The organism is Brevibacillus sp. AG162, assembly GCF_006715575.1.
GTDB classification, from domain to species: Bacteria; Bacillota; Bacilli; order Brevibacillales; family Brevibacillaceae; genus Brevibacillus; species Brevibacillus brevis.
Genome location: NZ_VFNO01000002.1, coordinates 409,574 through 434,461, shown reverse-complemented (window position 1 = coordinate 434,461; position 24,888 = coordinate 409,574). Strand labels below are relative to the sequence as shown.

The 24,888-nt window shown below is 49.3% G+C and carries 20 protein-coding genes; 12 read left to right on the top strand and 8 right to left on the bottom strand.

Features of this window, described 5'->3' with window-relative positions:
- Positions 1–76 precede the first annotated feature (76 nt).
- From FB479_RS06880 to FB479_RS06855, 6 genes are all read left to right on the top strand, one after another.
- On the top strand, positions 77–2,434 hold the full coding sequence (locus FB479_RS06880; protein WP_142063588.1) for an endonuclease MutS2: 2,358 nt from the start codon (positions 77–79) through the stop codon (positions 2,432–2,434).
- Positions 2,435–2,451: 17 nt separating this feature from the next.
- A complete protein-coding gene (locus FB479_RS06875; protein ID WP_007728502.1) occupies positions 2,452–2,862 on the top strand; it encodes a DUF350 domain-containing protein in 411 nt (136 codons plus the stop codon).
- A 281-nt stretch (positions 2,863–3,143) separates the two neighbouring features.
- Complete coding sequence (locus tag FB479_RS06870) at positions 3,144–4,442, top strand: nucleotide sugar dehydrogenase (protein WP_142063583.1); 1,299 nt, start codon at positions 3,144–3,146, stop codon at positions 4,440–4,442.
- A 145-nt stretch (positions 4,443–4,587) separates the two neighbouring features.
- Positions 4,588–5,175 (top strand): sigma-70 family RNA polymerase sigma factor, encoded by a 588-nt coding sequence (locus FB479_RS06865; protein WP_106657546.1) that lies wholly within the window; start codon positions 4,588–4,590, stop codon positions 5,173–5,175.
- Positions 5,154–5,921 (top strand): DUF4179 domain-containing protein, encoded by a 768-nt coding sequence (locus FB479_RS06860; RefSeq protein WP_142063580.1) that lies wholly within the window; start codon positions 5,154–5,156, stop codon positions 5,919–5,921. The genes FB479_RS06865 and FB479_RS06860 overlap by 22 nt, the downstream gene beginning before the upstream one ends.
- Before the next feature lie 106 nt (positions 5,922–6,027).
- Positions 6,028–6,228, top strand: coding sequence for a cold-shock protein (locus tag FB479_RS06855; protein WP_012685372.1), 201 nt, complete (start codon positions 6,028–6,030; stop codon positions 6,226–6,228).
- A 329-nt stretch (positions 6,229–6,557) separates the two neighbouring features.
- Here FB479_RS06855 and FB479_RS06850 read toward each other — a convergent pair whose 3' ends face one another.
- Both FB479_RS06850 and FB479_RS06845 read right to left on the bottom strand, forming a co-directional pair.
- Positions 6,558–7,385 (bottom strand): M55 family metallopeptidase, encoded by an 828-nt coding sequence (locus FB479_RS06850; RefSeq protein ID WP_142063577.1) that lies wholly within the window; start codon positions 7,383–7,385, stop codon positions 6,558–6,560.
- 163 nt (positions 7,386–7,548) lie between these two features.
- Positions 7,549–8,682, bottom strand: a complete 1,134-nt coding sequence (locus FB479_RS06845) for a glycosyltransferase (RefSeq protein WP_142063574.1) — start codon at positions 8,680–8,682, stop codon at positions 7,549–7,551.
- A gap of 210 nt (positions 8,683–8,892) precedes the next feature.
- Here FB479_RS06845 and FB479_RS06840 point away from each other — a divergent pair, with 210 nt between their 5' ends.
- On the top strand, positions 8,893–10,242 hold the full coding sequence (locus tag FB479_RS06840; RefSeq protein WP_142063572.1) for a glycosyltransferase family 4 protein: 1,350 nt from the start codon (positions 8,893–8,895) through the stop codon (positions 10,240–10,242).
- 150 nt (positions 10,243–10,392) lie between these two features.
- Here the strand turns inward: FB479_RS06840 and FB479_RS06835 are convergent, their stop codons facing one another.
- From FB479_RS06835 to FB479_RS06825, 3 genes are read right to left on the bottom strand one after another with little or no spacing between them, the layout of a single operon-like run.
- On the bottom strand, positions 10,393–11,211 hold the full coding sequence (locus FB479_RS06835; protein WP_106657551.1) for a hypothetical protein: 819 nt from the start codon (positions 11,209–11,211) through the stop codon (positions 10,393–10,395).
- A complete protein-coding gene (locus FB479_RS06830) occupies positions 11,204–12,832 on the bottom strand; it encodes a hypothetical protein (RefSeq protein ID WP_106657552.1) in 1,629 nt (542 codons plus the stop codon). The genes FB479_RS06835 and FB479_RS06830 overlap by 8 nt, the downstream gene beginning before the upstream one ends.
- Before the next feature lie 4 nt (positions 12,833–12,836).
- A complete protein-coding gene (locus tag FB479_RS06825; protein WP_142063568.1) occupies positions 12,837–14,099 on the bottom strand; it encodes an O-antigen ligase family protein in 1,263 nt (420 codons plus the stop codon).
- Positions 14,100–14,288: 189 nt separating this feature from the next.
- On the opposite strand from FB479_RS06825, the gene murJ reads away from it, so the two are divergent.
- On the top strand, positions 14,289–15,815 hold the full coding sequence (gene murJ, locus FB479_RS06820; protein ID WP_142063566.1) for a murein biosynthesis integral membrane protein MurJ: 1,527 nt from the start codon (positions 14,289–14,291) through the stop codon (positions 15,813–15,815).
- Here the strand turns inward: murJ and FB479_RS06815 are convergent.
- Entirely contained in the window at positions 15,790–17,166 is a 1,377-nt protein-coding gene (locus FB479_RS06815; protein ID WP_142063563.1) for a phenylacetate--CoA ligase family protein, read from the bottom strand. The genes murJ and FB479_RS06815 overlap by 26 nt on opposite strands.
- Positions 17,167–17,447: 281 nt before the next feature.
- Here FB479_RS06815 and FB479_RS06810 point away from each other — a divergent pair, with 281 nt between their 5' ends.
- Complete coding sequence (locus tag FB479_RS06810) at positions 17,448–19,100, top strand: putative polysaccharide biosynthesis protein (RefSeq protein ID WP_142063561.1); 1,653 nt, start codon at positions 17,448–17,450, stop codon at positions 19,098–19,100.
- 57 nt (positions 19,101–19,157) lie between these two features.
- On the opposite strand, the gene FB479_RS06805 is transcribed toward FB479_RS06810, so the two are convergent.
- Positions 19,158–20,009, bottom strand: coding sequence for a class I SAM-dependent methyltransferase (locus FB479_RS06805; protein WP_142063558.1), 852 nt, complete (start codon positions 20,007–20,009; stop codon positions 19,158–19,160).
- Between the two features lie 24 nt (positions 20,010–20,033).
- Positions 20,034–21,131, bottom strand: a complete 1,098-nt coding sequence (gene csaB / locus FB479_RS06800; RefSeq protein WP_106657558.1) for a polysaccharide pyruvyl transferase CsaB — start codon at positions 21,129–21,131, stop codon at positions 20,034–20,036.
- A gap of 429 nt (positions 21,132–21,560) precedes the next feature.
- Between csaB and FB479_RS06795 the strand changes: the two genes are divergently transcribed.
- The 3 genes from FB479_RS06795 to FB479_RS06785 are packed head-to-tail and all read left to right on the top strand — an operon-like array spanning position 21,561 to position 24,768.
- Positions 21,561–22,508: a 50S ribosomal protein L11 methyltransferase gene (locus tag FB479_RS06795; RefSeq protein ID WP_142063554.1), complete on the top strand. Its 948-nt coding sequence runs from the start codon at positions 21,561–21,563 to the stop codon at positions 22,506–22,508.
- Between the two features lie 41 nt (positions 22,509–22,549).
- Entirely contained in the window at positions 22,550–23,725 is a 1,176-nt protein-coding gene (locus FB479_RS06790; protein ID WP_106657560.1) for an acetyl-CoA C-acetyltransferase, read from the top strand.
- Between the two features lie 53 nt (positions 23,726–23,778).
- Positions 23,779–24,768, top strand: a complete 990-nt coding sequence (locus FB479_RS06785; RefSeq protein ID WP_106657561.1) for an LCP family protein — start codon at positions 23,779–23,781, stop codon at positions 24,766–24,768.
- The last annotated feature ends 120 nt before the right edge of the window (positions 24,769–24,888 follow it).

Below are 24,888 nucleotides of genomic sequence, written 5' to 3'. Positions count from 1 at the left end.
AATGATTGCCGGTATAGACCGTCGCTCCCGCCCGCACGGTACAACGGTCGCCGCTGGATAAAGAAGGAGGAGCACAGTGGAACAACGGGTTTTAAAGACGTTAGAATACGATAAAATAGTCGCCCTGTTGATTGACAAGGCATCTTGCACATATGGAAAAGAAAAAGCGGCAGAGCTGATTCCTTTTTTACGTTTGGATGAAGTCATAACCGCTCAGCAAGGGACAGAACAAGCAGCAACCGTGTTACGCCTAAAAGGCAGCGTGCCACTCGGTGGCATTCGCGATATCCGCGGTCCCGTACAGCGTGCCAGATTGAACGCCATGCTCGCCCCGATGGAATTGCTGGATATTGCCAGCACCGTTATGGCCGGACGCAGGCTCAAAACATTTTTGCTCGACATGTGTGAGGATCACGAGCTGCCATTATTGCAACAGCAGGCAGAGCGTATTGAGGGCCTGCGCGAGTTGGAAACCGAAATTCGCCGTTGTATTGATGAAAACGGCGATATTTTGGACAGCGCGAGTCTTGAATTGCGACAGGTACGCCAGGAGATTAGACAGCTCGAGTCACGCATTCGCGAAAAGCTCGATCAAATGACACGCTCGTCTACTTATCAAAAAATGCTGATGGAAAACATCGTTACGATTCGTGGTGATCGTTTCGTTATTCCGGTTAAGCAGGAGTATCGTTCTGTATTTGGCGGAATCGTTCACGATCAGTCGGCATCTGGGGCGACGCTCTTTATTGAGCCGGAAGTGATCGTCGAGATGAACAACAAGCTTCGCGAGCTTCGCCTGCGCGAGGAGCGTGAAGTGGAGCGCATTCTGTATGTGTTGACGGAGCAGGTATCCTTTGCGGTAGAGGCTTTGGTCGAGAATACAGAAGCGCTGACAGAACTCGACTTCATGTTTGCCAAGGCTCAGCTAGCTTGGAGCATGAAGGCGATCTGTCCACGCATCAATGATCGCGGATACGTAAACATGCGAAAAGCGCGTCATCCGCTCATTCCACGAGAAGTTGTCGTTCCTGTAGATGTGGAGCTAGGTGGAGAATATCAGGCGATTGTTGTGACAGGTCCGAATACAGGGGGGAAAACCGTTTCCCTCAAAACAATCGGACTGCTGTCCTTGATGACTATGGCAGGCTTGCATATTCCGGCAGAGGAAGAGAGCGAGATGACCGTATTTTCCTCCGTTTTTGCCGATATCGGGGATGAGCAATCCATCGAGCAGAGCCTGTCTACATTCTCAAGCCATATGACCAATATTATTCAAATCTTGGCGAAAATGGACGACAAGAGCTTGGTTCTGTTTGACGAGCTGGGCGCAGGAACAGACCCGACAGAGGGTGCTGCTCTGGCCATGTCCATTATCGACCATGTGATTGATTCTGGTGCGAGATTGGTTGCAACGACTCACTACAGCGAATTGAAGGCGTATGCCTACGATAGACCTGAGGTTATCAACGCCAGCGTAGAATTTGACGTACAGACGCTGCGTCCTACTTACCGCTTGCTCATTGGGGTGCCTGGTCGATCTAATGCGTTTGCCATCGCAAGACGTCTGGGATTGCCGGAACACATCATTGATGTAGCGCGCGGCTCGATCAGTGAGGAAGACAATCAGGTCGAGAGCATGATCGCTTCGTTGGAACGCAATCGCAAGTCGGCAGAAGCAGACAGGCTGGCGGCAAAAGCGGCACGCCAGGAAGCGGAAGAGCTGCGTAGACAGCTGGAAGAAGAACGTGCCCAATTTGCTGAAGAGAAAAACAAGCGAATGGAGCGGGCAGAGGACGAAGCGAGAATTGCCGTCCAACTCGCAAAAGAAGAAGCGGAAACAATCATTCGCGATCTGCGCGAGATGATGGCAGAAGGCATGGAAATCAAGGAGCATCGTCTCATCGATGCGAAAAAGCGCTTGGGCAATGCCGTCCTTGAGCTGGAGAAGGAAAAGGTGAAGAAGCCGGCAAAAGCAGTTCGTGCCACACAGATCAAGGTGGGCGACGAGGTAATGGTGACGAGCTTCGGACAAAAAGGAACTGTGCTGGAAAAGGTTAACAATGAAGAATTCCTCGTGCAGATCGGGATCATGAAAATGAAAGTGAAGCGCGATGATATGCATGTACAAAACTCCATCCAGCAAAAACCGCAAGCGGCTCCGTACACCTCTGTGAAGCGTCGCAGTGACAATATCAAAATGGATCTCGACTTGCGCGGCTACAACGTCGAGGACAGCATTCGGGAAATCGATCAGTTTTTAGATGATGCGCTGTTGGCAGGCTTGCACTCGGTCTCCATTATTCACGGACACGGGACTGGGGTACTGCGCAAAGGCGTACACGAGTATTTGAGAAATCATCGCAATGTAAAATCCTTCCGCTTGGGTGGTCAAGGAGAAGGCGGCGTAGGTGCTACCATTGCCGAATTGAAATAAGAGGTCGGGAGGGACATATGGAAAGCCTTCTGCACAATCCATATTTTGCAACTGCAGCTTATTTTACTGTGTCTGGACTGGCGATGGTTTTATTCTTAGCCATTTTTGAACTGGTGACGCGTTATCGTGTTTGGGAAGAATTGAAGCGTGGGAACATGGCAGTAGCCATGGCAACAGGCGGGAAAATTTTTGGGATCGCGAACATTTTCCGCTATTCCATTCAGGCGCATTTGTCTTTGGGTGAAGCGTTGATTTGGGCGACATTCGGATTTTTCCTGTTGCTGTCTGCTTACTTCATTTTTGAATTCATGACCCCTACGTTTAATGTCGATCAGGAAATTGCAAAAGATAACAGGGCCATTGGTTTTATTGCGATGGTCCTGTCCATCGGTTTTTCGTATATCATAGGGGCATCCTTGCCTCGTTAGACGGGTTGAACGATATTTCAAACGGGAGTATAATTTGATTTGGCGAAAGAGTACCAAACTATTCTGCCCAATCAAAGTCCTTTTTACAATAAAGAGGACAAGCCAAGATTGTATGGGGGAGGAAAAGCCTTGGAAACGTTGTACAAGGTCCTCATCGGATTGTGTGTGCTTTTTATCGCTGCAGGTGTTTACTACATGTCCTAAAAATATGCGCAAGTTGGCCGCATGACTACCAAAGTCATACGGACCTTACTTAGAGAATGTGAAAGAGGAGATACGCAATGACTCAACCTGTAAGCGTAGCTGTTGTGGGATTGGGGTTTGTAGGCTTGCCGTTGGCGCTTACCTATGCCATGAAAGGAGCAAACGTCATCGGTATTGACGTCGTACCGCATGTCGTCGATGAGATCAATGCGGCACATTCCCATCACCTGGAGTCCTATCAGGGAAAAACGTTGCCAGAGATCCTCAAAGAGCAGATTGAAGCAAACCGTTTCCGTGCAACGACCTCCTACGAGGAAGCTGCTGCGGAAGTCCATAACTATATTGTAACAGTCGGATTGCCTGTCCATAACGGCGATCCTGATCTCGGACCGCTGAAAAGCTGTGCGCAATCGCTCGGTCGCGTACTGAAAAAAGGCGATACCATCATGATCCGCAGCACCGTCGTACCAGGAACGACAGAAGATGTGATTCTGCCGATTTTGGAGGAAACAAGCGGTCTTGTGGCTGGTGTCGATTTCTACCTGACATACTGCTCAGAGCGAATTGCAGAGGGGCGTGCTTTTGAAGAGTTCATCCACATGCCGCTCGTTCTGGGTGGCATTAATGAACAAAGTGCTGAAAAAGGAAAAGAGTTGTTGTCCTTCATCAGCGAGACGGACATCACGATCACGGATATCCGCGTAGTCGAGACAGCAAAAGTCATCGAAAACATCCAGCGTGATGTAAACATTGCAATGGTACAGGAATTCGCTCGTTTCTCCGAGGCATTCGGCATTGACACGTTCGAGCTGATCAAGGTTGCCAATACACACACACGTGTAAACCTGTTATCGCCAGGACCGGGTGTAGGCGGCTTCTGTTTGCCGAATGCGCTGTACTACTTGCAGCCTAAGGCACGTGAATTGGAAGTGAACCTGCCGATTTTGCAGTTGGCTCGCAACACGAACGATGCGGTGCCAGAAGTGTTGATCGGCATGCTCGAGCAAGCCTTGAAGAAAAATGGCAAGACATTGGCAGGAAGCCGCGTAGCTGTATTGGGGATGGCGATGAAAGACTTTTCCAATGACGACCGCGTAAGCCCTGTCCACGACCTGATCAAGCTGCTCATGGCAAAAGGAGTAGACGTTCGTTCCTACGATCCGGCTGTTCCGACTATCTATGATCACAAGGTTGACAGTCTGGACAAAGCAGTGAATGGAGCAGATGCGTTGTTCCTGACTGCTGTGCAAAAGGAATTTGCTGAGGCAGATTGGGCGAATGTTGCTGAAAAAATGGCGGAAGCACCGATCCTCTTCGATACGAAGAACCGCATCCCGCGTGACCTTGTCTGCAAGGCGACTGTGGTGCGCATTTAATTCTTGAACAAGTTCCACTGATTTGAATGCCAAAACCTCTCTAAACGCACGTAAAAGCGTTTGGAGAGGTTTTTTTTATAAAGTAGTGAACCATATTGAACGAGAGAGCCAATACAAGGTGTATACAATTTCAGGGGGCCCTCCGATGAATGATCAAATGTTAGAACTGTGGCTGGACCGTTTGCTTGATGGAGATCAAGAAGCTTTTGAGGTGGTCTACAGCATGACGCGGACAAAAATTTACGGTACCGTAGCAGCCATGGTCACGAATAAAGAAGATGTTCATGATATTGTAAGCGAAATCTACTATCAGCTATGGCGATCACTGCCTGCATATGATCGCAAGCGTCCGTTTCTTTTCTGGGTAAATGGGATTGTCATTAGACAGGTGAAAAACTGGCGTAGACAGATTTGGAGAAGATTCCGTCTGTTAGAACGAAAACAGAGCTTGGAAGAAGAGCAACATGTCGAAACGCCGGATGAGCCAATGCTTGCGATGGAGTCTGCCACAGAGATGCAGCAAGCAATCCAAAAGCTGCCGTTCAAGCTGCGGATCGTCGTGATTTATCGGTATTACTACGATTATACGTACGATCAGATTGCCGAACTGCTGGAAATACCCGTGGGGACAGCAAAATCGAGAAATCATCTGGCATTAAAGCGAATCCGCGAGTGGATTGACGTCGAATGGAATGAGGAGGAACTCCAAACATGTCTATCGAAAAAATCATAAAACAGTCTCTCACCAAACAAATTGACGAAACCACGATCCCTGATGAACTCGACCAGCGCGTCAGGCAGTCCTTTCATCGCTATCACGAAAAAAAGGAGACTGCATCGATGAAGAAAAAATTAGTTATGATGGGATTAATTGCTGCTATTATACTGCCGACTGGAGTATATGCGGCTTTAAATGGAACCTCTTATTTTGCAGACAATCCAAAAGACTTGAACAGTTTGGTGGGTGAAGAGGTTAAGCGAGCAGCGGCAGAAGGGTTGTCCATTCCGATCGATCAAAAAATTACCGATCAGGGGATTACGATTCATTTTACGGAAGTGTATGCGGAAGAAAGCAAAGTTCTGCTACACTATCGCATTGAACAACAAAATGGAGAACTGGTGCCTTTCGAATTCGATACGACAGGTTTAGATGTGGTAGGCGAAGCAAATGGCAATCCTGTGTACCAGGATAAAGGCTCGGAAGGTACAACGAGTGTCCTAAACTTTATCGGGACCAGCAAAGAGGATTATTTGCCTTTCTACTTAACAGACGAGTCCGGTAAGGAAGTAGAGGTGGGAATAGCCGATCATGACAAGCCAGAGGGCGTTCTTGCCTTCACCACGCATAGATTCAAGCTACCACAGCCACTCACTTTGAATGTCGATGTGAACCGGATCGGCAAAACAAAGGGCAGCTGGAAGGGACAATTTATTGTGGACCAGAGCAAAGCCAAAGAAGCAACAGAGGCTGCGAAGTAGGAGAAAAAAGTTCGGTCACGTATAATAAGCCTCGTAAATGGCAATAGTAACCGAGGTAAGACAATATTTCAAATGTCATGTAAGGGTTACATGCTAGGAGGCAAAAATGGAACGTGGAAGAGTAAAGTGGTTCAACAGTGAAAAAGGTTTCGGTTTTATCGAGCGTGATGGTGGAGATGACGTATTCGTTCACTTCTCCGCTATTCAGGGCGAAGGGTACAAATCCTTGGACGAAGGGCAAGAGGTTGAGTTTGACGTAGAAAACGGACAACGCGGTCCTCAAGCGACGAACGTTCGGAAACTATAAAAGCTGAAACGACAAGCAGACTCAGGTGATGGGTCTGCTTTTTTTATTGGTTAAGGAGTAGCTGCAGTGGGGGAAAGAAGTGAATTTCCAGTCTACGCTTCGGCCTACGCCCTGATGATGGAGGGGACTGTCCGCTCCGAAATGAATGGCGGGAGCGCTTCAAAAGTAGAAGGTTTGAAGAGGTATTTGCAGAGGTTGAAGCTGAAAACCCCCGCCATTCATTCCTCCGCTAAGTTGGGCTCCACAGGCGCTAGGACTGGAAACAAACAGAAATAGATAACAGAAGAACGGAAGAACTGTTTTCAGTCTTCCGTTCCCTCATTACCATTTTAGAAAAACTCAGCACCCGACGCCAGGTTCAGCATAGCGCGCATCGTTTTGTACATATCTTGCGGATTTGCTGCATTGTAATAAACCGTGTTTGTTGCTGTTTCATAGCGAGTGCCCGGGACAATTGCAGCCATCTCGGCTTGTCCTGCATGGGAGAATTCCATCGCCAGCTCTACAGGTACAGCTGTACGGAATGGCTGGATGTTGTTCCGGTTACGCAAAGCGTTGGCCGTCTTGCGCTTTAGTTCAGCGGTCGCTTCTTCACGCGAGAGACAGATAGCAGCCGTGCGGGATACAGCTTCCTTCACGATCGCTGTTTGAATGCCTGGGATCAGTTCCTGTGCTTCGACGGCGATGAGATTATCACCAGACACCATGACAACAGGAACGTTGTGCATGCCCGCAATCGCGGCGTTAAAGCCGAATTCACCCACGACTTGTCCGTTGATATACATATTGTGAACCACACCAGACATCGTATGACTGAGCACGCCAGGAATCCCTTGGCGGGTATGATAGCCGATAAACATCGCTGCATCAAAGCTCTCATCGAGTCCTTCCATCATAGATGAATCGCGTGGAGAACCTGCCAACAGTCTCGCTTTTGGATGGAGCTTTTCCCAGAGAATGTTGTTCATCGTGTTGTGGCTGTCTGCTACCACAATTTCAGTTACGCCAGACTCAAGTGCAGCTTCAATGACTGCATTGGCATCGTCCGTCATAAACTGGCGACCACGCTGATAGTTAACGCCTGAATCCGGGTTAATATAACTCGTATCCACAATGCCTGAAATACCTTCCATGTCTACCGAAAGAAATAGTTTCATCTCAATTTCACCCTTTCTGTCTGGTGCAGCTTGCTATACAAAATAGTTCCAATTCATATGTAACCAGATTGATCATGAGTAGGCAACCATAAAAACAGATTCTTCAAACAAATGATATGAAAAAAGCACGATGCCCGCTGTTCGCGTTTCACCGTGCTTTTCGTCATTTCAGTAACGTACGATAAAGAGCAACAATTTGTTCGGTCATGGTTTGGATGGTAAAAGTGGATTCTACTTTGTTCAGAGCGTTTTGCACCATGGTTTCACGCAACTGTGGTGAAGTCCATAACCGTTCCATTGCTTGCGCCAACAAAGCTGGATTCCCCGGTTCAACGATCAGCCCCGTCTCACCATCGAAAACAAACTCTTTCACACCGCCGACATTGCTTGCTACGACAGGAACCTCCGAAGCCATTGCCTCGATGATTGTATAGCCAAGCCCTTCGTACAGAGAAGAGTGGACAAAACCATCTAAGGCATGCAAGCACGCAGGAATATCTTGCCGAAATCCAGCAAAGCGAACACGCGATTCCAGCCCCAATTCTTTAGCCTTGGCCTCGAGCGCAGCACGTTCAGAGCCATCTCCGATCAACACGAGATAAGGGGACTCTTTCTTGTCCGTCACAAGCGCATGAAAGGCATCGAGCAGAATCGGGAGACCTTTTACGGGAACAAAGCGAGCTGCCGTCCCGAACAAAAAGGCGTCCTCTGGTATGTTCCATTCCGCACGCAGTCGATTGCGGTCATTCTCTCGTAAATGGTTTTGCCGATAAGGCTTCATGTCCATTCCGTTATAAATCACGCTAATGTCAGACGAGCGAACACCCTGCCCCCGCAAAATATCGGCAATCGCACCACTGATCGCGATATAATGACGGTTCCAATGTCTCGTGCTCATTTCCATCATGCTGACAATGGCATAGGCCAAGGAGCTTGTATAATCATAACGGAGTGAGCTGTGAACGGTGGTCAGCAAAGGCACCTTCATACCGCGAGCTGCCAGTCGGGAAAAGAAGTTGGCTTTAATCCCATGCGTATGGATAATCGCTGGTTGGAATGTGGAAAAGGCATTCCGCAGAGCCAGCAGCAATCGTAAGTCAAAACGTCCGAACTGATTCAGCGTAATGACTTGGATGCCTGATTCCCGCAATTTACTCGCGAAGAGAGAATCATAGAAGCATACGACTGCGACTTCTACTTCGTCGGCTGGAAAAGTAGTGACCAAATTGAGAATATGTTGTTCAGCACCGCCAAATTCCCCCCCGCCAATCACGTGGAGGACTCGTAATTTGCTCATCTGAATTCACCCGAATCGTAATTAAAAAACAACCTCTACCGAGGTATGTACATGGAGGCACGACCGAATAGGGGGTGTGCCGAAAAATGAACGATCATTTATAAACAAAGCCATTTTCACTATAGCAGATGCCTGCTAGATTCGCAATAAGACAGCACTTATGGTATCGTTGATGATGGAAAATTGAAATGGAGAAGGACGGTTACGTAAATGAATACGCACAACGTGTTGATCATATGCTACATATTTCCTCCAATTGGTGGAGGCGGCGTGCCAAGACCTTTGAAAATGGCCAAATATTTGGGGGAGTTTGGCTGGAATGTCCATGTGCTGACAGTAGATCCTGCATATCATGCGACGCTCGATCCATCCCTTTTGGCACAGCTGCCGAGTGATGTCACCATTCACCGTGCGAAGGAGTGGCAGCTGCTGCCGAATCGAGGGGGACAAGCCGCATCAGCGAGTGCCAATACAACGTCCACATCATCACAGCCTTCGTTCAAGGCGAAGGTGAAAAAACAGGTCGTGAATGTGCTGAAAAAAGTGAAGCCTTACTTGTTGATTCCAGACGACCAAATCCTGTGGATGCCGAATGCGCTCAAGCTGGGGCGGGAAATTATGCGCCGTGAAAAGATCGACGTGATTTTTTCCACATCGGGACCGGTAACGAACCATTTAATTGCAAAAAAGCTTTCCCGTGAGTTTGGCTGCAAATGGGTAGCGGATTTCCGTGATCCGTGGACGCAAAATATGCACACCTCTGGCATCGAATGGCGGGAGCGCATGGAAGAGCGAATGGAGGAGGCCGTGATGACCCAAGCGGATGCGATCACGACCGTTACTGCGACCTTCGCTTATAATTTTCGCGAGAAGCACCAGGACCGCATCAAGCGGATGGAGCTGATCTACAATGGGTTTGATCAGGCTGATTTTCAAGGATTGGCCCCTAGCCATGCTGCTCCGGACAAATTTCATGCGGTGTACGCAGGTATTTTGTATCAAAAGCGCAACCCACGCCTACTTCTGCAAGGCATCCGGGAACTTATCGATGAAAAAGCAGTAGACCGAAATGATCTCTTGCTCAGCTTTGCCGGGGTGTTCGATTATCCGGGGTATTCCGAAAATCGCGACTGTGTAGAAGCATTGGGGCTGGGTGACATCGTTCGCGTACTGGGAAACCTGCCGCATAAAGAAGCACTCGGATTGATGAAAGGCGCGAATGCCCTCTTGCTGATCGGGGATGTGTCCGCTGACGCAGGAGCGTATATACCGGGCAAGCTCTACGAATACATGGGGATCGGCAACCCGATTCTTGCTCTGAACAAAAGAGGTGAAGCGACAGAGATTATTGAAGATTTCCGTCTCGGACAAGTAGCCGATCCAGAGCAAAAAGACGAGATCAAGCAAGCATACCTGAAGCTGTATCAAGAGTGGAAAGCGCAAGGGCAAATGAGTAGCGAGGAACGCGGAGCGGATTTTGCAGAGCGTGTGAAACCGTATGAGCGTCGTGAGCAGGCGAAGCAATTGGCGCGATTGATGGATGAACTGGTAAAAAAATAGGACAGCATAGCCCCGGAGCCAATGAAGGCTGCGGGGTTTTCTTCGTGACAGACATACTTGTTCTGCTTCAAAATAAAAGGACCTGACGATAATCGCCAGGTCCTGATTCGTACCGATCAGTCTGCTGCCAAGCAATGGTAGCAGGCTTTTTTAGTACAGCAAATATTTTTCTACTTCTTCCGGTTCCTTGATGTGAATGCCACCCGTATCACCGTATTTAAACAGGTTGAACATCACTTGCTGGTCCATCGTTCCGGCCTCAGGAAGCGGCAGAATGATCCACGTCTCGTACTGGTGGATCAGACGGTCTTCCTTGCCGAACCAAAACGTTGTCTTGATCGTGGATTCCTTCAAGATGTAATCCAGATCAGGGCGTTCACCCAATTGCTTTTTCAATGGTTCAAACAGTGGGCTTTGGCTATTTTTCAGCCATTCTGCTCCTGTCATTTTCAATTGGAACGGAACGCTGACGACGCCAATTACTTTTTCCTCAGGCAATTGGACGGCCTGGTCCATGAAAGGCAGCCAGTCCTCGAAGCCTTTCAATACGTCGAAGGCAAGCGGCTCATCTGGAGCGGTCACAAACTGCTCGTTAGCCTTGATGTAGCGCTTGTCATGAATACGATAGTACGAATACGGCTGGGCAGCGATGCGGGCATCCACATTGTAGCCTTTTCCGTTGATGACAGCTCCATTGAACATGCTTGTCGTGGAGCGCGAGAGGATCGTATTTTTTACATGGCCCTTGTACCAGTAGGTCTGTGCCTCTTTATCCGTCTTGCCTTTTTCCAGAGCCGTTTTCAGCCACTCCGCACCTGACTCGGTTTGGACGGTGGTCGATTGATCTGGCTTCTGGTCAAAATTGGTGGTGGCAAAAGCCTTCGTCCCTGATTCATAGGTGCAGCCACCAAGCAGGGAGGCTGTGCAGATGGCAGCGAGCAGTGCCCATGCTTTCGTAGCTTTACGCATGGCGGAACCTCCTTACGACTCCGTATCCCAAGAGTCCCACGAATAGTGCGATTGTGAGTCCGAATACAGGAATGTTGTGCTGCTTGAACACGAGAATGCGATGTGTATTGAACATGTTCGCAACGATTTCGTTTTTCTTGTCACCGTCGATATCTCCGATTTGGACATTGATCAGCGGCAAGTAAATGCGCCAGTTTTGTTCCAATCCCTCTGGCGTGTAGTCATAACCAGCCAAATAGCGAGTCTCTGTGGTGCTCACCCAGCTTTTCGCTTTGGCTATGATCTCTGGCTTTTCGTTGTTGCCGATGGTAGCGAAGTTAGAGAAGCGGAAGCTCTTGTCGCGATCTCCGCTAGCCCACAAAATCTCCCACGTGCCGTCTGGCTTCGGCTTCAAGATGTACGAAGGCTTGCCAGCCACGAGCAATTCATCGACCTTGTCGTTGTCGATATCGGCAGGAATGAACTCGCCTGTTGCCAATTCAGCCTGTTTGCGTGTCAGTGTGTACGATTCTGTCAGTGTGCCATCTGGCTCGACAGACAGTACACTCAGGTGCTCGCCCATGACAACGAGTCCCTCGCGGCCATCTGGCAGCATCATGGTGGTCATCAGCTTGGTTGCTTTTGTCGTGCCGCCAAAAGGCTTGCCATCGTAGTTTCCTGTGAGCATACCATCCTTGATATGCAGATCCGTGTACTTCGAGCCGAGAGTTTGACGCAGGTCCATACTGCCTTCATTTTCCGCCAGCAGGTTTGCGATGTTTTCCATATCAAGCGTAAACGCACGATATGGTGCCGTACCGATTTGCAGCATACCTTCCGCATATGGTTGGCGTTGTACATTCGGTACCAATTGACCGTCTTTCATCGTGTAATACGGGAAGCCCGGGTAATCGGTCGGCAACTTTTCCTTGATGATCTCCATGGTATCTGCCGGAATTTGATCATTCGGCATCCGCACCATTTCGCCGTTTTTCCAGGTCAGGACGTAGAGAGAAACAGGTTCCGCCTGCAAATGGCGCAGCTTCTCCGCCATTGCTTTTTTCTCTTCCTCTGTCTCTGGCTTTTCAATTTCTTCTGGCAGTGGGAGCTCCTCCGCATTTCCAAGGGTGATGATCTCCATGCTGCCATCGCCATCGACATCATGCAGCGTGATCGGGAAGTAATCCACCCAATCTCCGTTGTATAAACGCTCCGATTCGTATTTCACGGTAAAGTTGCTCAGTGCAGTCAGTGTATCTCTGTTGAACGTCACATTCGCCAAGAGGGCGATCAGAACCAATGAGCCGACTGCACGCCAGTTGAGACGCCCGTACCATTTCACGAGCAGGGCAATCACGATGACGGCGATTGCCCCACCGATCAAGAGAGCAGCAGTCGTTTTTACGTCTACGCGTGTCAATGCCCGATCCAAGAGCAAGAAGCCGATGGTAAACACAAGCACTTGACGACGTTCAGACGGATGCACCACGAAATAGCAAAAGGCTAACAGTGGCAGGAAAATGAGTAAAGCAATCCACGTTAAATCAAGGAACGCAGGTTTTACGAGCAAATGGTAAATCAGAAACAGGGCAATGGCGTACAGCGCCCAGTTTATCGTTTCGAGAATAGGATTCCGGCGCATGCCCTCACCACCTTTTGTTTTGTGTCTGGTCGACGAATAATGCGCAGAGGAAGCCGCCAAACAGCCAGAAATAGAGGGCCATGAACGGCACCTCGAAAATGTTTTCCACGAGGTTATGCGTTGCTACCGCGATTAATCCGCCCAATAGGCCGAGTATCGCAAAAAAGTGCGGCGAGCCTTGGAGGTTGCGGATAAGTCCGGCGCCATACTTGAACATGGTGATTACAGTTCCAATTAACAGGATGATCCCGATCAGACCGTATTCCGCCAAACTTTTAAAGAAGTAGCTGTCTGAATAAATGGTACCGAAATGGCGAGCGGCAACTGCTCCGCCGTGATGGCCGAGCCCAACGCCGAACAATGGCTCGATGCGCATCTTGTCATAGGCTTCGCCCCAACGACCAATACGTCCGCCTTGGCTACTAGATTCGAAGTATTCAGGTGTAAACAGCGTGAAAATGCGATCTTTTACTTTTCCGACAAGCGGAACAGAATCAGGAACGAAGAACAAGGCTACAACCCCGATAATCCCTGCGATCACCAAGTATCCTGCGACTCGTTTGTTCCATATGTAGAAGCAAACGAATGCAGCAAAGGCAAGGGCAAACCAAGAACCGCGGGAGCTTGTTAACAGCATGGCGAGCAAAGTCGTCAGCGCAACGATGGCCCAAATCCATTTTTGCTTGCGATCCTTCGCTGTCATGAATAGACCAGCAGCAATCGGTGTAACCAACGCCATATAGCTGCCCAATACGTTCGGGCTCGTTACAAAGGAGAATGCACGCGTTGTCACTGCTTCCCCTTCCTGCACCCATGATTCGGGTGTTTTGACGCCAACGATGACTTGCAAGACACCATAGAGTGCCGCTACAAAACCAACCAGCACAAGTCCCTTCATGAACTTGTCCAGGTCTTCCATCGACTTCAGTAAATAGAAGCCCATGAAAAAGGCGAGGATGTACTGGTAGACGGAACGGAATCCTTCTACGCTCGCTTTCCAGGTCGCCATGTCTGTCACCATGATGGCAACACCCAGGACGAAAAAGGCTCCCAGCCAATGTTTGATTCCAGGCATCGTTCTGTTTGATTGCAAGAAGGCTCCAAACGTAAACAACATCAGAACGATGAGCAGTCCTTCATCCCACAACGAAGATATGACTGGAATCGGTAGAATCTGTCGCAAGACGTAATCGATTACTGGATAGGCCAACAGCAAATACAACCACGTAGTTGATTGGCTTCCCCACTTCAACACGGTTTCTCTCATTTTTATTGTAGTCCTCCTACAGGTAGGGATTAACCTATCTATTATAATGAATCTGACAACCCGGTAGCAAGCCGGGGGGAAAGAGGTTGGTAGGAACGATAGAAATAAGATATGATAACTAGGTAGTTTGAGGGTTTAGAACCAAGCCTGGAACGTAGGGTTTCAAATAGGGATAGGAGAAAAGTGGACATGAGTTTGTTAAAAATCGCTTCCATGATTGTCGTACTGACTCTCGTTGGAAGGCTTCTAGGCTTTTTTCGCAGTGTGTATGTATCCAGCTTGTACGGTACTGGCATGGAGGCTGATGCGTTTAATATCGCGGCGACGATTCCGCTGACGCTGTTCTTGGTCATACCGGGAGCGGTCAATGCTGTGCTGATTCCGACGATGCGCGGCATGATGGAAAAAGGAGAGCGGACGACTGACTTGTATCAGAAGATGCTCGCGATCATTTTGGGTATATTCGTTGCTCTCTCTGCCTTAGGGGTTGTTTTTTCTTACGAGCTTGCTGCGATGTTTGGCCTGACAGGTGAGAAGCTGGAACTCACGGCTAGCATGCTGCAATGGATGTGGCCATCAGCTGTATTCATCGGGTTAACAGGGCTGTGGTCGAGTATTTGCAATGCTCACCAGCATTTCTTTACACCGACGCTTGGCACGGTAGTCAATGGAGCTTTGGTGATTGTCAGCATGTATGTGCTCGTTCCAATGTATGGTCCCATTGGACTTGCGATGGCTACGACAATCGGTTATTTGGCTGCACTGTTGCCGATTCTTCCGACTTTGCGCGGATTCGGCTATCAGCATCGCTTCTCCTTCGCCTGGCGTGAGGACGCTTCTCTCAAAGGCATGGGCGAGCGTGTCATTCCGATTTTGATTGGTGCAGTCGTTGCCCAGGCGACTACCTTTTTGGAGCGAGGCTTCGCGGAAGGACTCGGAACGGGTGTCGTTTCCGCTCTCGCCAATGCGAACCAGATCATGCAATTGCCTCTGGCGATTTTTGTCGGGGCGTTTACATTGCCGTTATTCCCACTGTTGGCTAGTCACGTCAAGCGGGGGGAAATGACGGAGATGAAGCAAATCCTGCAAAAGGGACTTGCCTATCTCCTCATTTTGCTGTTGCCTGTGACGGTTGGACTCGCGCTATACGCAGAGCCTATCATCCGACTAGCTTTTGAGCGCGGCGCGTTCGATGAGCGTTCTGTGGCTTTGACAGCGTGGGCGCTGCCGTTTTATGGCGTGGGACTTTTCTTTTTAGCTTCGAGAGACTTGCTGACTCGCGCCTTTTATGCACTGGAAAACACGAAGACACCCGTTATTATCGGGGCGATCGGGATCGGTGTGTATGCTCTTGCCAACTGGTTGCTCATTCCCGTGCTTGGTCATGGCGGAATTGCCCTGGCTAATGCAGTTTCGGCTATCAGTCAAGCGCTCCTGCTGTTTGTTCTGCTATGGAGGGCGGTAGGTAGTCCTGTACGAGCGAATTTCCTCATGACTGCCGGGAAAACCATTCTAGGCTGCGCAGTCATGGCCGGTGCTATTTTGCTCGTCGATCCATGGTTATCCGTATTGCCTGTCTGGTTGTACTTGCCGCTAGGAATTATCGGTGCAGCTCTTTTATATCTCGTGGTGCTCATTTTGGTTCGCGAGCCACTTGTGTCAGAGTTGATGCAAAAAGTACGCAAGCGGTCTACTCCAGCGGGAGGGCGTTCGTAAGCGGGAATTCCCGGATTGCATAGCGAGTCTTACCCGAGCTTGCGGGGGGAATGGTCTCCACGTAAGAAACGTGGATGCTCACTTGTCCTAATGCCGCGCGAATTCCTGCCAAAAGCTTGGCTTCATCGGCAGGCAAAAAACGTTCGGGCTCCTTCACCAGTCGAAGGCTCAGTCGCTCCGGCTCATGCTGGACGAGCTGGAATGTCCGGAAGCTGTCCATATTGCGCACGATGTGATTAAAATAATGTCCGTGCACGTACTGTCCGTTTAATGAAAGGAACATGTCGTCTTCTCTGCCGTCGATCGAAGCAAGAAGTGGAAAAGGGAGATTGCATGAGCAGGCTGAATCAGAAAGCGCGACGACATCTCCTAATTGGTAGCGCAGGCGAGGCATGACGGTATTGTGCAGGTCTGTGACAAGCAGTGCTCCCGGGTGCCCTTTGTGGACGGGAATATGCGTGATTGGATCGACTACCTCCAAATAACAGTTCCCGGAAAAGGCATGCATGCTCCCAGCCTTGCATTGATAGGCGATGATTCCGCCGTCACGGGCGCCGTATTCATTCACCACAGGCGCATCAAAAGCCTGGGCAATCATTTGCCGCTGGTGTTCGTGCAGGCTTTCCGCTGTAGATACCACGGCTTTAAGCGGGATTCCGAGTGTCATGCCGCGTCGTCGCATCATCGTGGCAAGCGTATAAAGCGCGGAGGCGTACCCGTATAAATAGGCTGGACGGAATTCCCGGATGAGGCGCACGTTTGCTTCCAAATGTCTTTCGTCCAGTTCATAGGCAGAAATCATCATGCGGTTTTTCAACCAGCGTTCCTTCCAGCGGTAGCGGCGAGCTTGTTGGGCGTTTAATTCGAGGGGAGAGCCCCAGATCATCACACATGGGTCACCTATGCGAATGCCGTACCAGGATAGCCCCAACCAACGTGCAGCTTCATATCGCTCGACAGTTGGACGATCGAGATAAAAATGGGTAGGTTCACCTGTGGATCCTCCCGTACGATTTCCAATGAGTCTGCTTGTTTGTAGGCCTTTGCTCATATATTGATCAGCGTTTTGCTGAAAGTGTGCTTTGGTCAAAACAGGAATACGCTGCAAAAAACGTTCAGGCTTCTCGCGCATTTTGCTCCAGTCTGGCGCGAAGGCAGTATAGGCTGGTACGTTTTGTGTCGCATGATCGAGTAGCTTCACCAGCTTTTCTCGCTGCTGCACGTTAAGCGCCTCAGCAGAGAGATGCTCGGCTTCTTGCAATTCTTTCATGTAAGGACGGATGCGATTTCCTTTCAAAGCCTCCATTAACGGCCACTGTACATGGCGGATCAAAAATCCGGTTGTGGGCATAATATCCCCTCCTACTCACAGATCACACAGGCAGACGATGCAAATGAACGCCCATAACCGTTCATTTGCAGACCGCAAGCGGTCACATTCTGTCTAATGAAAAACGTCGAGACGTTATTCACAAAAATCAATGGAATCTGTTTTTCACCAGTATTCCTGCGAAATTCCATCGATATACCTGTTTGCTGGAAGAGGGAAATGATAGTAGGATAGAGAGTGGGTTCATGTCGATTGGGTGCCCCACGGGTATCCAGTCAAAGAGACCAATAAAGGAGTTACCCATGTTGAAAAAAAGTCATTTTCTCGCGGGAGCGTTGATCTTAGCCATAGCGGGGATTTTGTCAAAAGTTATCGGGATGTTCTATCGGATTCCGCTTCAGGAGATAGTGGGCGACAGAGGTCTCGGACTCTATCAGGAAGTATATCCTCTCTACCTGACCTTTCTCATATTGGCGACAGCCGGTGTGCCAGTAGCGTTGTCGAGGGTGATTGCAGAGGCATTGGCTGAAGGGAAACAAGGCACAATTGGACAAATTTTGGCCCGTAGCATGGTCATGATGGGCGCCATCGGACTTGTCTTGTTTGCGCTCCTGTACGCCAGCTCTCCACTCATCGCAAAGCTCATGGGGAATCCGCATTTGATTGAGCCGATTCGGGCGATTTCCATGTCGCTGCTGTTCGTTCCCTTGATTGCGGTTATTCGCGGCTTTTTCTACGGCCATCAAAAAATGCTGTTTGTCGGGCTCTCGCAAATTGTGGAGCAGACGTTGCGTGTCGTATTTATTTTGGTAGCTTCCCTGTATCTCGTGTCACTTGGCGAAGATACGGATACCGTAATTACCGGAGTCAACTTCGGTACGATGATTAGTACGTTTTTAAGCCTCGGGTTTCTAGCGTTGCTCATGTGGCTCCACAACCGGAAAAATTCCGTATTTACCGGAGCAGAGTGGGGGCGCCTTACTTGGTGGTATGATCGTGCCTTCTTCGTCTCGATGTGGCGAATTGCCTGGCCGATTTGTGTAAGCGCCTTGGTTATTCCGATTTTCAGCCTGACGGATTCCTTCCTGGCGATTAACATCTTCCGCTACATATGGAATGTGGACGGCTTGACGGCGGATACGTGGTTTGGCATTTACAGCAGGGGAGGACCCCTTCTGCAAATGGCGAGCTTGTTCGGATCGTCGATTGCCCTCTCGATCGTTCCTGCCATCGCGGAAGCAATCAGACAAAAGGATCAGGAACGGATTACGACCTTGACCAAGCTCTCACTGCGCTTTGCTTGGCTAATCGGTCTACCTGCCGGTCTGGGACTGACAGCTGTAGCTGAAGGGGCGAATCTGGCGTTGTATGGTGATATGGAAGGTACGCGTGCAATGGCGATTTTAGGCATCACAGCGATTCCGCTTTCCTTGTTGCTTGCGACAAACGGTATTTTGCAAGGGATCGGCAAAGAAAAAATCCCTGCGCGTCATCTGCTGTATGGTGTCATTGTAAAAGTGCTGGCGACACTCGTGTTTACCTCGATGTTCGGTATGGACGGCTTGTCCCTGTCATGGCTGGTTGCTACTGCATTTGTCTGCGTGCTGAATATGCGCGTCATCAACCGTTACGTAACGATTCCGATTAATTGGCGCTTTGATACCATTTATCCATTACTAGTGGCTAACCTCATGCTGATTCTGGCTTGGGGAGCGACAGAGGCAGTTGATTTCCTGTTCAGGGGAAGAGAACCAGTGCGCATTTTGGGAGCGATAGAGACCGTCGCTGGAGTTGGTGTAGGACTCGTTGTTTACTTGGGACTGCTGATCCTCATTCCACTCATTGAGGATAAGGAGCTGGACTGGCTGCCAGGCGGAAACAAGCTGCGCGCCTTTATCCAATTCATTCGGAAGAAGCAGGCTTCCTCGTTAAAGTCGAAAACGAATAACGATTGATAAAATCGAAAAACCCCTTTCTCCACAAACGGAGGAAGGGGTTTTATGTGATCTATTCTATTTTGCTTTTTGATAAACACATACGACCATTTTTACGAAAAATTCACGGGTAGCAGGCAATTTCGCCAAGGACTGCAACTGATTGCGCAACGGAATCTCTCTCTGGTAAACAGCAGGCTGCACCACACCTTGTTGAATTTTTCGAAACCGTTTGATTGTCATGCGATTGATGTACGAGATCGTATCTCTGCCATCAGGAAGCTTGTCGAAGCGAAAAGCAATTCGGTCAGAACCGTCTGGCAAGTCGCGGACTAGCTTTTTATAGGCATCAATCAAGGTTTGCTCCGAGAAGAGAGCATGCACCCAAGGAATGCCGATCGCATCAGACAAATGGGCACCGTATGGATGATAATACGGCGGAAAATTGATGTAGAGATGCCCGCCAGGCTTCAATACCCGAAAGCATTCCTCCAGCGTCTTTTCCGGTTCGCCAACGTGCTCCATCGCGTCATTCATGATGATCGTATCGAACGTGTTGTCTGGGAAGTCCATTCTCGCGGCATCACCAGTCATGAAGGATACGAGATGATCCAGTCCTTTTTTCTTCGCGAATTCATTTCCTTCCTCCGCGTAGTAGGCGACGATGTCGATGCCGATCATTTTTTGGGGGCCATAGGTGGCATAATAGCAGGTTTTTCCCCCGCCGCCACAGCCGATGTCCAAAACCGTTTTGTCACGGAACATTTGCTCCTGTGAATGGAAGGGGAGGAAAAACTGAATGGTTTGATCCCCTTTTTGAAATTGCCATTCGGTATAGCTCATTTCCCCGTTGTTTGCCAGGTTGAAAGGGTGGACGGGGAGAGGAAATAATCGATTTAAACCAAGTAACACTTGTGAAGAAAAGGACATGATGTCCTCCTTTCCAGGTCAGCCTTATTTACGCAGCGCCTGCAGAACAAGTTCACTGCTTTTGGAAGCTTCAATCGCTAACAGATGGGAATGTTTCGTCACCACATCAATTTCGTGATCGAGGTTGTCCAGTTTTTCAGCGAGCAAGGTCAAAAGTGTAGTTTCATCGAGTTCAGTAATATGACCAGCATTAGGCATTCCAGCGCGTTCGACGAATCGATCGATTTTCGGATCGTAGGAGATGCCGATAAAAGGGATTCGCAGCATGCACGCAAGAATGAGCGAGTGAAGCCGCATACCAACGACATAGTTGCATTGCTTCAATACCGACATAATATCATGAAAAGTCACAGGCGCATCGAGAAGACGTGCTCCTGGTTGGCTCATCTGGTCCATGATTTCCTTGGACGGTGCCAAATCACTAGGGACATGCATCGGCAGGAAGAGAACATTCCATCCGCGCATGATAAACCAATCTGCTGCACGGGCTATCTTCTGTTTGAATTGCTGTTCCTGCTTCCAGTCCCGGACAGAGATGGCGACCAAAGGCTTGGAAGGATCATCAAACATACCGTGTAGCAGCTCTTTTCCCCGTTGATCTGCAATATCGTCTGGGGATATCGTTAGAGCAGGGTCAGCTGTTATATAGACAGGGGCTTTTTTTACGCCGCAGGCTTTGAAGTCCTCCCCAGATTCATAGTCGCGAACCGTGATGATGTTGACGTGATTCACTACGCGTTTAATCATCGTGCGACTGAGCGATTTGAGGATGGGTCCAAACCCTTGTGCGTAAAAGACCACGGGTTTACCTAAAAGCTTGGCAATGGTGACGATGCCCAAATAGTAGAGGACACTGCGCGGACTGGTTACATCCTGCATCAGTGTACCGCCGCCCATCACCAGCATGTCACTTCGCGAAAGCTCGCGGACGATGGTTCCAAAGCTCCAGCGGTTATAGGCTTCAATCCCGAACAATTCCGCAGTCCGATCAGGCTGATTAGACAAGACGGCGAGAGAGATATTTGGTTGTTCCCGCTTAAGAGAGCTGATGATGCCGTACAGGACCACATCGTCTCCGGCATTATTAAAGCCGTAGTACCCGGAGATGAGAATTCGCGACATGGAGTGAACCTTCTTTCTATATCAAACGTACAGGAAAAATACATTCTCAAGTATAATCGAGTAAACAAGGGGAAGTAAAGCAACCACAGTAGAAAACTTCACGCCCCAATTGTTTGGACAGATACAGTGGGTGTAGCGCAGTTCGTAGGGTATAATGATGTTGTTCCGAATTACGAGAACATATAGAGGAAACCCATACCGAACATGCCGATGCCAAGAACGATGAGGGCAATCATGACGATGAAAAGTCCCTTGTTTTTGCGGCGGCGGTAAAAAAATTCGTCAAACATGGTAAGCCTCCCTGCGGTTGTGATAGTCCATTCTACTATCATACCATGTTCTCTATCATCCTTGCCATCCACATATAAGTGAATAGATGTCCGCAAGAATAGGGGCGAATGACAGCAAAAGGGAAGGAGCATTTTCATCATGGAAAGCATGTGGCTCAAATACACATTACTAGTGGAACCAGAGATTGAGGATTTGTTTGTGGCAGAGGTTTTGACCAGCTCCTACACGCTTGGCTGGATTGAACCGCAAATCGAAGTACTGACAACGGAAAACGGATATGATTACGCAGAAAATACGGAAGGTCCGCTTGTTGGCTATTTGTTTGAACCCCAGCACGATCGTGAAGAGGAGCATGTGGACCGCCTGAAGACCTACATTCAACGCTGGAATGAACAAGTCACCATAAAAGAAGTAGAGCTCGTAGCTGAAGAAAATGAATCGTGGAAAGAGGAGTTCCGGGAAGTCAAGATAGGCGACTGGTGGGTGGCACCAACGTGGACGGACCCCGCAGCGCTGGAGTCGGCTCGGCATATCCTATGGATCGATCCAGGGGCAGCCTTCGGAACCGGCTATCATGGAACAACACAGGACATTCTTTTGTTTTTGCAAGAAATGGATCTGGAGGGCAAGCAAGTCATTGATGTAGGAGCTGGCTCAGGAATTCTCTCTTTGTACTGCGCTTTGAATGGAGCCAAGCATCCTGTATGGGCAGTGGATATTAATCCACAAAGCGAGTATCAGGTTCTCGTCAATGCGACCAATAACCACCTTCCTGACCACGCTGTACAAGTTGTGATCGGGGATGCGAGCGAGGACACAGTTAAGTCCCAATTGCCTGGCCGAGCGGATGTCATTCTGGTCAACATCGGAGGCGATGAAAATGTCGCGATGCTTCCGATGATTACGGAGCGAATGGCACCTGAAGGAATTTTGATTCTCTCGGGTATTGTCGAATGGAATCGGGAAGCTGTCATCGCTACATTTGAACAGGCAGGCTTCCAAGTAGAGAAAGAAAGTCAACAAGACGAATGGATCACCGTTGTATTGAAAAACATCGCTGGGAACCGCCCTGTAACTTCCGTGTGAGACAATAAATAAAATAGGGTACTCAATGGAGGGGAAAATCAATGGAGCAGGTTGTCATTGCTGCTGCTGGACGTACGCCAATCGGTACGTTTGGTGGCGTCCTGAAAGATGTAAGCGCTCGCAAGCTGGCAGAAACCGTCATTCGTGGCGTCATGGCTCGGTCTGGCCTGGAAGCTTCTCAGATCAATGAAGTCATTTTAGGGAATTGCATTCAGCGTACAGACGAGCCAAACATAGCGCGAGTGGCAGCATTGGACGCAGGGTTGGGGAAAGAAGTGACGGGCTTCACGATTCAACGTCAATGTGCTTCCGGCATGCAAGCGATTGTGAGCGGCGCTTCCCAAATCCTTTTAGGCGACAGTGAAATCGTATTGGCAGGCGGCGTTGAGAGCATGAGCAACGCCCCGTATGTCCTGAAAAATGCGCGCTGGGGCAAACGATTGACACATGGGGAAATGACCGATGCGATGTGGGAGTTGTTAACAGACCCTCACCATCAAATCCTGATGGGCGAAACGGCAGAACGTTTGGTCGATATTTATGGGATCACGCGTGAGGAGTCGGATGAGATTGCCTTGCGCAGTCAGCAGAATGCGATCCGAGCAATAGACAGTGGTTTGTTTGCCGAGGAAATCATCGGGGTTCCTATTCAAAAACGCACCGAAGAAATCATCGTAACGGAAGACGAATTCCCTCGCAGGGGAGTGACACTGGAAAGTCTCGCGAAGCTAAGACCCAGTTTCCGAGACAATGGTACAGTGACGCCAGGCAATGCCTCCGGGCTCAACGATGGTGCGTCCGCAGCCGTTTTGATGAAAGAAGGAAAAGCGAGAGAGCTTGGGATCGAACCACTCGGCAGAATTGTCTCGTGGGCGGTAGCGGGGGTAGAACCCGATTTGATGGGATATGGACCCGTTCCAGCAGTGAAGCGAGCATTGGCAAAAGCCGGTCTGACGCTCGCGGATATCGAACTGATCGAAGTAAACGAAGCCTTTGCCGCGCAATACCTCGCGGTGGAAAAACTGCTGGAGCTGCCGCGGGAAATAACGAATGTGAACGGAAGCGGCATCGCGCTGGGCCACCCTGTTGGTTCTACTGGCTGCCGAATTGTCGTCACCTTGCTGCATGAAATGAAGCGGCGACAGCTGAAACGAGGCTTGGCTGCCCTATGTGTTGGCGGCGGGATGGGTATGGCGATGGTTGTCGAACGCACGTAGGTTTAAACGAAGTCTCCCCTGTTAAAAATGGAAGCAAAGGGGGAGGCTTTGTCATGTTTATATGGTCATTTTTCAAGCGACATGGAAAACAGATTGCGTTTCATACCTTTTCCTGTTTGGCGATCGGGGCGTTGCTGCTGGTTGCCTACAGTGCCTATCACTACAAGCAAATGACAAATCAGTGGTATGCTCCGATTGATGGAGCAAAAGGGAACGCAAAACAGGCAGCTGTTTCCCTTCCTCCACGTAATCTTTTGACAGGAACAGAACCATTGAAGCCTTTCGTTGCTCTGCTTCTTGGGGTGGATAGTCGAGACGGGGAGAGTGCACGTTCAGATACAATGATGCTTGCGGCGATTCATCCTGGGAAGCAATCGGTCTACCTTTTGGCGATTCCACGTGATAGCTACATGGAGCTCCCGGGAAAAGGATACGACAAAGTGAACCATGCGATGGCTTTTGGTGGTCCAAAGATGGTGAAAGAGTCGCTGGAGAAATTTTTACATATAAAAATTGATCGGTATATCTCCGTAGATTTCGATGGCTTTCGTCAAATTGTGGACGAGCTCGGAGGTGTCACTGTCGATGTGAAGAAACGCATGAAATACAGCGATCCGAGCGACGACACGTATATCGACATTCAACCAGGGCTGCAGACTTTATCAGGTGAGCAGGCATTGGATTACGCACGTTATCGCAAAAGTGATCTGGGCAAGGAAGACAGTGATTATATGCGGATTGGCCGACAGCAGGAGATTCTCCAAGCATTGGCTTCAAAAGGCACCTCGCTCCAAGTGTATACCAAGGCATTCTCACTCATGGAAATTCTGGGTCAGCATGTGAAAACGGACCTCACTGAGCAGGAAATCGCCTCTCTGCTATTGTCCTATGGCGATGGCACTCCGAACTCCATTCAAGCTGATACATTGGTCGGGCAGGATGAGCGCATTTGGCATAATGGAATCGTTGGCTGGTATCATCTCGTCCCCACATCTGAACGGGAAAGAGCACGCCAGCAAATTATCAAGGAAGTAACACCGTAATACACAAAGATTATAAGGGCAAAGGACATGGCTTTCATCATGGGCTATGTCCTTTTTCGTCGAATGGCTTGTCCCAGATGGAAAGTACATGATTTTAGTTGGAAAATTGAATATGTTTCG

Excerpts from the sequence above, each read along its gene's own strand:
- FB479_RS06855 (WP_012685372.1), top strand. The coding sequence starts at position 6,028 with ATGGAACGTGGAAGAGTAAAGTGGTTCAACAGTGAAAAAGGTTTCGGT.
- FB479_RS06865 (WP_106657546.1), top strand. The coding sequence starts at position 4,588 with ATGAATGATCAAATGTTAGAACTGTGGCTGGACCGTTTGCTTGATGGA.
- FB479_RS06790 (WP_106657560.1), top strand. The coding sequence starts at position 22,550 with ATGGAGCAGGTTGTCATTGCTGCTGCTGGACGTACGCCAATCGGTACG.
- FB479_RS06785 (WP_106657561.1), top strand. The coding sequence starts at position 23,779 with ATGTTTATATGGTCATTTTTCAAGCGACATGGAAAACAGATTGCGTTT.
- FB479_RS06870 (WP_142063583.1), top strand. The coding sequence starts at position 3,144 with ATGACTCAACCTGTAAGCGTAGCTGTTGTGGGATTGGGGTTTGTAGGC.
- murJ (WP_142063566.1), top strand. The coding sequence starts at position 14,289 with ATGAGTTTGTTAAAAATCGCTTCCATGATTGTCGTACTGACTCTCGTT.
- FB479_RS06850 (WP_142063577.1), bottom strand. The coding sequence starts at position 7,385 with ATGAAACTATTTCTTTCGGTAGACATGGAAGGTATTTCAGGCATTGTG.
- csaB (WP_106657558.1), bottom strand. The coding sequence starts at position 21,131 with ATGTCGCGAATTCTCATCTCCGGGTACTACGGCTTTAATAATGCCGGA.
- FB479_RS06840 (WP_142063572.1), top strand. The coding sequence starts at position 8,893 with ATGAATACGCACAACGTGTTGATCATATGCTACATATTTCCTCCAATT.
- FB479_RS06835 (WP_106657551.1), bottom strand. The coding sequence starts at position 11,211 with ATGCGTAAAGCTACGAAAGCATGGGCACTGCTCGCTGCCATCTGCACA.
- FB479_RS06830 (WP_106657552.1), bottom strand. The coding sequence starts at position 12,832 with ATGCGCCGGAATCCTATTCTCGAAACGATAAACTGGGCGCTGTACGCC.
- FB479_RS06845 (WP_142063574.1), bottom strand. The coding sequence starts at position 8,682 with ATGAGCAAATTACGAGTCCTCCACGTGATTGGCGGGGGGGAATTTGGC.
- FB479_RS06860 (WP_142063580.1), top strand. The coding sequence starts at position 5,154 with ATGTCTATCGAAAAAATCATAAAACAGTCTCTCACCAAACAAATTGAC.
- FB479_RS06815 (WP_142063563.1), bottom strand. The coding sequence starts at position 17,166 with ATGCCCACAACCGGATTTTTGATCCGCCATGTACAGTGGCCGTTAATG.
- FB479_RS06795 (WP_142063554.1), top strand. The coding sequence starts at position 21,561 with ATGGAAAGCATGTGGCTCAAATACACATTACTAGTGGAACCAGAGATT.
- FB479_RS06875 (WP_007728502.1), top strand. The coding sequence starts at position 2,452 with ATGGAAAGCCTTCTGCACAATCCATATTTTGCAACTGCAGCTTATTTT.
- FB479_RS06810 (WP_142063561.1), top strand. The coding sequence starts at position 17,448 with ATGTTGAAAAAAAGTCATTTTCTCGCGGGAGCGTTGATCTTAGCCATA.
- FB479_RS06805 (WP_142063558.1), bottom strand. The coding sequence starts at position 20,009 with ATGTCCTTTTCTTCACAAGTGTTACTTGGTTTAAATCGATTATTTCCT.
- FB479_RS06825 (WP_142063568.1), bottom strand. The coding sequence starts at position 14,099 with ATGAGAGAAACCGTGTTGAAGTGGGGAAGCCAATCAACTACGTGGTTG.